This is a genomic window from Campylobacter sp. B0100352/1 (assembly GCF_020135855.1).
GTDB lineage: Bacteria > Campylobacterota > Campylobacteria > Campylobacterales > Campylobacteraceae > Campylobacter_D > Campylobacter_D taeniopygiae.
Genome location: NZ_JACHTP010000007.1, coordinates 61,562 through 70,264 on the forward strand (window position 1 = coordinate 61,562; position 8,703 = coordinate 70,264).

The following is an 8,703-nucleotide window of genomic DNA, read 5'->3' on the forward strand; positions in this document are numbered from 1 at the left end:
TCAAAAATTACTCAAAGTTGGAAAAAATGATTCATAAAAATAAATTATTCAGACAAATTCATATTTATATAAGTTTGTTTTTCTTACCTTGTGCTTTGATGTTTGCAATTTCAGGCATTACTTATATTTTAGGTTTTGATCAAGATGTAGGTTTGAAAGTGCAAAGCTATAAATTAAATCAACATATACAAAAAGGCAAAGAAAGAGAAGCTTTAATCGAATATCTTGTAGAAAATAAATTAAAACTCCCATCAAATACAGAAATTATAAAAAGCAAAAACAAAGGAGTGAGTATAGGTACAATACACTATAGTGCCAATATAGCACCCATTAGTGAAAATGAATATCTTATTACTCTTAAAACCAGATCTTTATTAGGCGATATGATTATGTTGCATAAAGATAAGGGTTTGTGGTATTTTTCTATTCTTAGTGTCGGGTTTGGAATCACTTTGTTTTTACTTTATATTTCAGGGCTTATCATTACATTTTTTGCAAGTAAAAAAGATAGAAAAAAGCAATTATTTGTTTTAATTTTAGGATTTTTAATCACTTTTATTTTAGCTTATATCAGTCTTTAAATTTTTATTTTAAGCTAAGTATTATTTAAATTACTATATAATCATACTTTTATTTTAAGGACAGATGGGTGAGTGGCTGAAACCACACCCCTGCTAAGGGTGCAGATCTTAACGGGTCTCGAGGGTTCAAATCCCTCTCTGTCCGCCACTTAATAAGAAATCAAAAATCCCGTAGAAAGTCTTTGTAATTTTCTGTTATAATCGATTAAACTTTCTCCATAACCATTAAAATATTGTAAATACCAATAAATTCCGTTATTAAAAATATCATATCCTACATCGACTTGAATTGCACCTTTATTATGGCGGAAATCAAGGTTATTTCTTAGCATAATATTAGCAAAATAATCTTTACCTAAATATCCTAAATTCAAATCAAAATTTCCCAAATAATGCGTGATATCAGGATTATCATCTTTTTTTCTTTCTTCAGGAATTCTATACCATATTCTAGGAACAAATAAAAAGCGTTTATAAAAAATGGCAGTTGAAGCATAGATTCTATTCCATGAGCGAGATTCTAAATTCTCATCCCCTTTGCCATTGCTTTCATGTAAAATTCCTAAGCGAAGATTATTAAAAAAGGGATAGTTATTAAGATAAAGAGGAAAATCTACGAAAAATTCAGGCTGATAATTCGTCTCCCTAAAAGGAGAGGAATGTTTATAATTTTGCCACCAAGAAGTTTGCGTATAGCCTATATAGTATTTTTCATTGAGTCCAAATAAATTTTCAAATAATCTTTTTTTAATGCTAAGTTGAAATTTCATTTCCATTTTACGATTATCATTGCCAAGGGAGCCAAAACTATAAGCAAAAGGTAAAAAATAATTCATTTTATAAGCTGTAATACCAAGTGGATTAAAACCTGTATCTTCATCAAGGTAGTTTGCTAAGGCAAGTTTAGAAAAATCCTCTTTATCTTCTGGATTTTTTTGAGAAGTTTGGATATTTGAAATCGCTATTTTTTCAGGCTTATCATCAACAAAAGATTGAGCTTGATTTTTTAAAAGTAAGCTTTTATAAATTTGCATAGCTTTTTTATAATCACCTTTTTTTTCAAATTCCAAAGCTTCTTCAAAATTTTCAGCCCATACTAAATTGCAGATTAGGAAAAATAAAATTATTTTTTTCATTTAAACTCACTTTTGAATTTTTCATACTCTTGATAAAAATTTAAATTTAAAAAGGCATCTTCATTTTCAAATTCTACAAATTTAGTCTTAACTTGAGAAAACAAAAGTCCAATTTTATGTTCATTTTTTTTCAAATACTCTTTGCATAAATTTTTTAAAGAACTGTGATAAAACCCGCATAAAGGATGCTTATAGGATTTTGTTTTGGCTATAATGATACGATAATCTTCTTTTAAAAAAGAATGAAGTTTTAAAATTTCATTTTCGCTGATATTAGGACTATCCACACTTAAAATAAAAACAAATTCATCTTTAAAATAAGAAAATATAGAATATAGCGCAAGCATAGGGGAGTAAAATTGAAATTTTAAATCATCTTTTATGAGAGAAAATTGCTGGTTAAATTTATCTTCTTTGGCGCTTACATAAACTTTTTTAAAAAAACGTGACATTTTTTTGACTTGAAATTCGCTTAAAGTCTCATTTTTGATTTTTAATTTGCTTTTATCTTCACCCATGCGACTTGATTTTCCGCCACATAAAATCACACAATTTAATTCTTTAAGTTCCAAATTTCATTCCTTTTTTAAAAACTCTACCATAAATTCGCTAAAATATCTTATAATTTTTATTATGAAATATACAGAGCTTTTGCAATTAAGAGATTTTTTTAGTGATTTTAAAAAAGTTGATTTTATAAAACGCATTAATGATAATGTTTTAGAGCTTAGTCTTGAGAGACAAAAATTTATTTTTGATTTGAGTCGAGGAAATAGTGCGATTTACACGGCTAAATTAAATACTAAAAATTATAATGCTCCTTTTGATTTTATGCTTAAAAAATATTTTAGCAATGCCTTGTTAAAAGATGTAAAAGTATTGCAAGATAATCGTATTTTGTGTTTTCATACCCTCGCAAATAAATCTTATAAAAGTTATGAAAATAAAATTTATTTTGAATTTACAGGTAAAAATACTAATGTGATTATCACAGATGCAAATGAAATGATTATCGAGGCTTTAAGGCATATTGATAAAAGTTATCGTATTGTAAAACCTAATGTTATTTTAGAGCCTTTAAAGCCTTATAAAATGGATGATTGTTATGAAAAAATCGTTGATTTTGATCTTTATTTTGCTAATAAATTTAAATCCATTAATCAAAACAAAATTCATCAAATCAAGATTTCAAAACTTGCACAAATGGATAAAAAAATACAAAATTTAAATGAAATTATATCAAGTTTAGAACAAGAAGATTTTTTGATCGAAAAGGCTTTAGAGTTTAGAAAAAAAGCGGATGTTTTGTTTGCAAATTTGAGTGTTTTAAAAGAGCATGAAAGAGAATTTGAACTCAATGATTTTGAAGATAAAAAAATGCATTTTAAACTTGAAACAAGTCCTAAAGAGAGTGCTAATTTATTTTATAAAAATGCCAAAAAATTGGAACAAAGAGCTAGAAATTTAAACATACAAAGGGATAATTTAGAAGAAAAATTAGATTTCGCTTTAAATTTAAAAGCTTTGTTAGCCAAGGCTAAAGATGAGTTTGAGCTTGAAATTTTATTGCCTAAAAAGAGCAATAAGAAAAATAACGAAAATAAAGAAAGTGATCATATTGCATATTTTTATTTTCAAGATTTTAAAATTTGTGTGGGAAAAAATGAAAAAGGAAATGAAATTTTATTAAAAAATGCAAAAAAGGATGATTTATGGTTTCATGTAAGAGATATTCCAAGTTCTCATGTGATTGTTATCTCAAACAAGAGAAACATTAGTGAAGATGTGATAGAATTTGCCGCAAAACTTTGCGTGAGTTTTTCAAAGTTAAAAAAAGGTTCTTATTGGGTCGATTATACTTTAAGAAATTTTGTCAAGGTTCAACAAAAGGCATTTGTCAATTATGTCAATTTTAAAAGCATTAATATTACAAAGGATTAAATATGCCAGTAAGCCCTTTAGGAAACATGAATTTTATCAATCAAAATATGGCTTATCCAGCGGCTCAAGCGAGTAATGAGCTTGCAAAAGAAGGTGTTAGTGCTGCTTTAAATATGGCAGCTGTTCAAGAAGAAGAAAAAGTGATCGATAAGCTTGAAAAAGTCAATGAAACGCACGATATAAAAGAAGAAATCAAAGAAAAAGCAGAGCAAGAAGAAAAAAAGAAAAAACACAAACAAGAATTAGAAAAAAGCGATCAAGAGGATGTTAGCGAAGAAAATGAAGAAGAAGAAAATTTTAAAAACGCACAAAGTATCCATCGTATCGATATGAGTATTTAAAGGATGAGAAATGTTTAATTCAACTAGGATTATTTGGGGTTTATTGATGGTTGCAGCGGTGATTATCGTTGCATTGATTGATCAATTTTTTATCAATTTTATCATTTTTGGAATTTTATTGTTTTTGGCTTTTAATGAAGCAAAAAAGCTTTTTAATTTAGAAAAAGTAAGCATTATACCTTTGGCTTTGGCTTTTATTTTGGGTACTATGATTTCAAAGCCTTTGTTTTTAGGAATTTTAGCTGCACTTTTAATCCTTGGATATCAAGTGTATAAAAAGTCAAATTTAAAACCTGTTTTGATTTATTTGTATCCTAGTTTGCCTATTTTAGCACTTTGGCAAGTGTATTTAGGCCATGGAATGTTTGCTTTATTTTGGCTGATTTTAATTGTTGCAAGTTGCGATAGTGCCGCGTATTTTATAGGAAAGCTTATGGGAAAAACCCCTTTTTCTCCTACAAGTCCCAATAAAACCTTAGAAGGCGTTATAGGGGGACTTGTTTTTGCTAGTATATTTGGAACTTTGATAGGAATTTTTGTTTATGGTTTTTGGCTTTCTTTATTTTGTTCTTTCTTTTCGGCTTTTATGGCGGTTATAGGGGATTTATTGGAAAGTTATTTTAAAAGAGAAGCGGGGGTAAAAGATAGTGGAGATCTAATACCAGGGCATGGTGGTTTGCTTGATAGAATTGATGCGGTGATTATCGCTGCTTTTGTCATGGTTAGCTTTCTATGATCGTTTTTGGAAGTACTGGAAGTATAGGAGTTAATGCTCTTAAGCTTGCCGCTTTAAAAAATATCAAAATTTCAGCCCTTGCTTGTGGAGAAAATATTAAGCTTTTAAATGAGCAAATTCAAGCTTTTAAGCCCCAATTTGTCGCAATAAAAAATGCCAAAGATAAGCATTTAGTAAAGCATGATAAGGTTTTTATAGGGCAAACTGGTTTGGAAGAAATTTTGCAAAATTGCCAAGATGATTTTTTACTTAATGCTATAGTAGGATTTGCAGGATTAAAAAGCACTATTAAAGCAAAAGAATTAGGCAAAAAAATTGCTCTTGCTAATAAAGAAAGTTTAGTGGTAGCAGGAAATTTTTTAAAAGGGGCTAAAATTATCCCTGTAGATAGCGAGCATTCAGCTTTAAATTTTTTACTTCAAGATAAACAAAATATTAAAAAACTTTATATTACTGCAAGTGGTGGGGCTTTTCGCAAAAGTAAAATTAAAGATCTAAAAAATGTTACTCCTAAAGATGCTCTCAAGCATCCAAATTGGGCAATGGGAGCTAAGATAACTATAGATAGCGCAACCATGGTAAATAAGCTTTTTGAAATCATAGAAGCGTATCATTTGTATGATTTTAAGGATATTGATGCTCTAATAGAGCCAAAATCCATCATTCATGCAATGTGTGAATTTAAAAATGGTGCGACTACGGCATATTTTTCAAAAGCTGATATGAAGCTTGCTATTTCAGAAGCTATTTTTTCTACTCATGAAACTCAAATTTTAGATCCTATTGATTTTGTTAAACTTTCTAGTTTAAAATTTTATGAAATCAGTACAAGAAAATATCCTGTTTTTAAACTCAAAGATTGGCTTTTAAAAGAACCTCATTTAGGCGTGATTATCAATGCGGCTAATGAGGTTGGGGTGGAAAATTTTTTAAATTATAAGGGTAGTTTTTTGGACATTTCAAAGACGATTTTTAAAGCGCTTGATCATTTTGGAGTTCCTAAAATTTCAAGCATTGAAGAAGTTTTTGAATATGATGATAAAACAAGGAAATATTTAAAAGGTGTTTGATGAAATTTTTTTTAGTTGTATTGTTTTTATATACGAGTGTCTTTGCTTTGGATTTTAGTGTAGGGGAGAATGGAAAAAGCTTAGACGATAATAACACGGTTTTGATTTTTGGTGGGATTCAAGGTGATGAGCCTGGTGGTTTTCATGCCGCAAGTTTGCTTTTGAGTGATTATAATATCACCAAGGGTAAGATTATCGTGGCGCCTAATTTGGCCTTTGATAGTATTATCAAGCGTTCTCGTGGAAATAATGGCGATTTAAACCGAAAATTTGCGAGTATTAGTCCAAAGGATCCTGATTATAAAACGATTGAGCGTATTAAAAAGCTTATTTTATTACCTGAAGTTAGCATGGTGATCAATCTTCATGATGGATGGGGATTTTACAAACCTACTTATGTGGATGCTTTGCAAAATCCTAAAAGATGGGGAAATTCTAGCGTAATCGATACAAGCGAAATCAATGCAAGCAAATATCCCGATCTTGAAAATATCGCTACGCAAACGGTTAATAGTGTCAATTCCTCTTTAGCTGATCCTAAACATGCCTATCATTTAAAAAATACCAAAACTCAAGAATTAGGCGATACAGAAATGCTTAAGGCTCTGACTTATTTTGTTATTTCTCATCATAAAGCCGCTTTTGCTAATGAGGCGAGTAAAAATTTACCCGTTAATTTAAGGGCTTATTATCATCTTTTAGCTATTGAAAATTATTTAAAAACAGCCGGCATTGAATTTACAAGAGATTTTGAATTAACCCCAGAAGGTGTAAAAGAAGCGATCAATCGTGAGCTTGAAGTGAAGCTTTTTGATGATAGAATTTTACTCTCTTTAAAAAATCCAAGAAAAACGATCAAATATTTGCCTTTTCCAGTCAATAAAGAGCTAAATTACAATACAAGCAATGAACTTACAGCTGTTATTGCTGATGGTTCTTCTTTTTTTGTCCAGTACGGCAATCGTTTTCAAACAAGAATTTATCCCGAGTATTTAGAATTTAGTGATCCTTTTGATGAGGTGGCTATAAAGGCAGATCAAAAAGATCTCATCGTGCATTTTGGCACTAAGGTTAAGGTTAAGGAAAATTTTTTCATTCCTAGTATTAAAGGGGTGCGTGCTAATATCATAGGTTTTGATCATGGTAAAGATGAAAGCAATATTTTTGTGCATAAAAAAGATATGCAACAAGCTTATTCTTTAGATATGGCGGGTAAAATTTATCGTGTAGAATTTTATGAATTAAGATGGGCAAATTTACAGCAGCTTTTAGAAAATACTACGGATGCAAAGTTGATTAAAAAAGCAAAGATTCTAGATCCAAGCATCTTAAAAGCGGCAAAAGCTAAAGATAAATTTATCGGTTCTATTTTAGTGGAATTTGAATGAAAAATTTAATCCTAGCTATAGAAAGTTCTTGTGATGATAGTTCCATTGCTATTATTAATAAAGATAATTTAAAATGCATTTTTCACAAAAAGATATCTCAAGAGCTTGAACATAGCGTTTATGGTGGAGTTGTGCCAGAACTTGCAGCTCGTCTTCATAGTGCAGCACTGCCAAGTATTTTAGAGCAATGCAAATCTTATTTTAACGAACTTTGTGCCATAGCAGTGACAAATGAGCCAGGGCTTAGCGTATCCTTGCTTGGCGGTATAACCATGGCTAAAACTTTGTCTTCAAGTTTAAATTTACCTCTAATTGCGATCAATCATCTTAAAGGCCATATTTATAGTCTTTTTTTGGAGGAAAAGGCTATTTTTAATATGGGAATTTTGCTTGTAAGTGGTGGGCATACTATGGTGCTTTACATCAATAATGAAAGAGAAATTCAAATTTTAGCTAACACAAGTGACGATAGTTTTGGAGAAAGTTTTGATAAAGTGGCTAAAATGATGGGTTTGGCTTATCCTGGAGGAGTGATTATAGAAAATTTGGCCAAAAATGCTAAAAATAAAAATATAAAATTTAGCATTCCTTTAAAGCATTCTAAAGAATTAGCCTATAGTTTTTCAGGGCTTAAAAATGCAGTGCGTTTAGAAATTTTAAAGCATGAAAATTTAGATGAGAATATAAAAGCAGAAATCGCTTATAGCTTTGAAGAAGCTGCTTGTGAACATATCATGGATAAATTAGAGAAAATTTTCAAGCAGTATTCTTTTAAAGAATTTGGTGTTGTTGGGGGTGCGAGTGCGAATTTAAATTTACGGTCGCGTTTAAAAAGCTTGTGTGAAAAACATCATATAAAATTAAGATTGGCTCCCTTAAAATATTGCTCTGATAATGCTTTGATGATCGCAAGAGCTGCGGTGGATGCTTATGAAAGATCAGAATTTGTTAAAATTGATGAAGAAATTCTTAGCCCTAGGAGTAAAAATTTTTTAAGGATATAAAATGAAAAAAGCCTTTACGATTTTGGAACTCGTTTTTGTGATCATCATTTTAGGAATTTTAGCGGCTATTGCTTTGCCAAAATTAAGCTCAAGTAAAGATGAGGCAGAATTAAGTAAATCTTTAAATAATCTTAAAACTTTGATCAATGATATCAGCATTTATGCTTTAAAAAATGATGCTTTAAGCACGATCAATTCGATGAGTAATGTCAGCGGGGTTGAAAACGTTGATTTAAAAGATTTTAGCGGGGTTAAAGAAGTCAATTTTAAAGTGGGCGATGATAAGGAATGTTTAAAGCTTATTTTTGTTAATAAAACAGATTTTATTTTTATGGGAATTTCAAGTAATGAATCTAGTAAAAAGGCTATAGAAAGTGGTTTGGATAAAGAATTAGAAAATATTGATTTTACAAGCACTTCTAAAAATAAAGCTTGTATAGCTTTAAGTAAAAATGAACATTTTAAAAGCTTAGCTTCAAAAACTTATACTTTAATAGGGGTCAACG

At 29.9% G+C, this 8,703-nt stretch carries 10 protein-coding genes and 1 tRNA gene; 9 read left to right on the forward strand and 2 right to left on the reverse strand.

Features of this window, described 5'->3' with window-relative positions:
* Positions 1–26: 26 nt before the first annotated feature.
* Positions 27–581 carry a hypothetical protein gene (locus H2279_RS03470; RefSeq protein ID WP_337195604.1) on the forward strand — a complete coding sequence of 185 codons (555 nt, stop codon included), beginning with the start codon at positions 27–29 and terminating at the stop codon, positions 579–581.
* Positions 582–639: 58 nt separating this feature from the next.
* A tRNA-Ser gene (locus H2279_RS03475) sits at positions 640–729 on the forward strand.
* A 1-nt stretch (position 730) separates the two neighbouring features.
* Here the strand turns inward: H2279_RS03475 and H2279_RS03480 are convergent.
* A complete protein-coding gene (locus H2279_RS03480; protein ID WP_337195605.1) occupies positions 731–1,717 on the reverse strand; it encodes a phospholipase A in 987 nt (328 codons plus the stop codon).
* Positions 1,714–2,289, reverse strand: a complete 576-nt coding sequence (locus H2279_RS03485; RefSeq protein WP_337195606.1) for a molybdenum cofactor guanylyltransferase — start codon at positions 2,287–2,289, stop codon at positions 1,714–1,716. Before H2279_RS03485 ends, H2279_RS03480 begins: the two co-directional genes overlap by 4 nt.
* A 61-nt stretch (positions 2,290–2,350) precedes the next feature.
* Here H2279_RS03485 and H2279_RS03490 point away from each other — a divergent pair, with 61 nt between their 5' ends.
* The 7 genes from H2279_RS03490 to H2279_RS03520 all read left to right on the forward strand — a co-directional run.
* Positions 2,351–3,658, forward strand: a complete 1,308-nt coding sequence (locus H2279_RS03490) for an NFACT family protein (protein ID WP_337195607.1) — start codon at positions 2,351–2,353, stop codon at positions 3,656–3,658.
* A 2-nt stretch (positions 3,659–3,660) separates the two neighbouring features.
* A complete protein-coding gene (locus H2279_RS03495; protein WP_337195608.1) occupies positions 3,661–3,999 on the forward strand; it encodes a hypothetical protein in 339 nt (112 codons plus the stop codon).
* 10 nt (positions 4,000–4,009) lie between these two features.
* Complete coding sequence (locus H2279_RS03500; RefSeq protein ID WP_337195609.1) at positions 4,010–4,735, forward strand: phosphatidate cytidylyltransferase; 726 nt, start codon at positions 4,010–4,012, stop codon at positions 4,733–4,735.
* A complete protein-coding gene (gene dxr / locus H2279_RS03505; RefSeq protein WP_337195610.1) occupies positions 4,732–5,805 on the forward strand; it encodes a 1-deoxy-D-xylulose-5-phosphate reductoisomerase in 1,074 nt (357 codons plus the stop codon). Before H2279_RS03500 ends, dxr begins: the two co-directional genes overlap by 4 nt.
* A complete protein-coding gene (locus tag H2279_RS03510) occupies positions 5,805–7,193 on the forward strand; it encodes a M99 family carboxypeptidase catalytic domain-containing protein (protein ID WP_337195611.1) in 1,389 nt (462 codons plus the stop codon). The genes dxr and H2279_RS03510 overlap by 1 nt, the downstream gene beginning before the upstream one ends.
* On the forward strand, positions 7,190–8,197 hold the full coding sequence (tsaD, locus tag H2279_RS03515) for a tRNA (adenosine(37)-N6)-threonylcarbamoyltransferase complex transferase subunit TsaD (protein WP_337195612.1): 1,008 nt from the start codon (positions 7,190–7,192) through the stop codon (positions 8,195–8,197). The genes H2279_RS03510 and tsaD overlap by 4 nt, the downstream gene beginning before the upstream one ends.
* 1 nt (position 8,198) lies before the next feature.
* Positions 8,199–8,703, forward strand: a 505-nt coding sequence (locus H2279_RS03520) for a prepilin-type N-terminal cleavage/methylation domain-containing protein (RefSeq protein WP_337195613.1), incomplete at its 3' end; no start/stop codon positions are given.

Coding starts and splice junctions, on each gene's coding strand:
- H2279_RS03490 (WP_337195607.1), top strand. CDS start 2,351: ATGAAATATACAGAGCTTTTGCAATTAAGAGATTTTTTTAGTGATTTT.
- H2279_RS03510 (WP_337195611.1), top strand. CDS start 5,805: ATGAAATTTTTTTTAGTTGTATTGTTTTTATATACGAGTGTCTTTGCT.
- tsaD (WP_337195612.1), top strand. CDS start 7,190: ATGAAAAATTTAATCCTAGCTATAGAAAGTTCTTGTGATGATAGTTCC.
- H2279_RS03480 (WP_337195605.1), bottom strand. CDS start 1,717: ATGAAAAAAATAATTTTATTTTTCCTAATCTGCAATTTAGTATGGGCT.
- H2279_RS03495 (WP_337195608.1), top strand. CDS start 3,661: ATGCCAGTAAGCCCTTTAGGAAACATGAATTTTATCAATCAAAATATG.
- H2279_RS03470 (WP_337195604.1), top strand. CDS start 27: ATGATTCATAAAAATAAATTATTCAGACAAATTCATATTTATATAAGT.
- dxr (WP_337195610.1), top strand. CDS start 4,732: ATGATCGTTTTTGGAAGTACTGGAAGTATAGGAGTTAATGCTCTTAAG.
- H2279_RS03500 (WP_337195609.1), top strand. CDS start 4,010: ATGTTTAATTCAACTAGGATTATTTGGGGTTTATTGATGGTTGCAGCG.